A 506-nucleotide genomic window follows, 5' to 3' on the forward strand; every position below is an offset into this window, starting at 1 on the left:
ACCGTTCAGCGTGTCGTTGCCGAGGCGGCCCGACAGCCTGTCCTCGCCGGCGGTGCCGTTCAGCGTGTCGGCGAAGATCGAGCCGGTGCGCGTGATGCCGTCGGCGATGCCGGTGACGTCGACGCTCACCGTCGCGGTGCTGGTGAGGCCGTTGCCGTCGGTGACGGTGTAGCTGAACGTGTCGACCGCGACGGCGCCGTTCGCCAGCGCGTCGAACGCATCGGCGTCGGCGACATATTGCAGCGTCTGGTGCGTGGGATCGAAGATGAGATGGCCGAGCGTGCCGGTGGTGTCGACCGCGCTGATCGACAGCGTCTGGCCGGCATCGACGTCGTGATCGTTGCCGAGCAGCGTCGCCCAGAGGTTGGCGCTCGTCGCATCCTCGTCGACCGCCACCGCATCGGCCGCGGCGACCGGCGCTTCGTTGACGTCGCCGACCGCGATCGTGAAGTCCTGCTGGATGCTCGCGCCGGCGCTGTCGGTCACCCTGGCGACGATCGCGTAGC

The 506-nt window shown here is 69.4% G+C and carries 1 protein-coding gene; it reads right to left on the reverse strand.

Translation table 11 applies throughout. The features are described from left to right. Nucleotides 1-486: Ig-like domain-containing protein (locus tag ABS767_RS17590; protein WP_408080789.1), on the reverse strand; the 486-nt coding region annotated here is incomplete at its 3' end. Nucleotides 487-506 lie beyond the last annotated feature (20 nt).

The organism is Sphingomonas plantiphila (assembly GCF_046000505.1).
GTDB lineage: Bacteria > Pseudomonadota > Alphaproteobacteria > Sphingomonadales > Sphingomonadaceae > Sphingomonas > Sphingomonas plantiphila.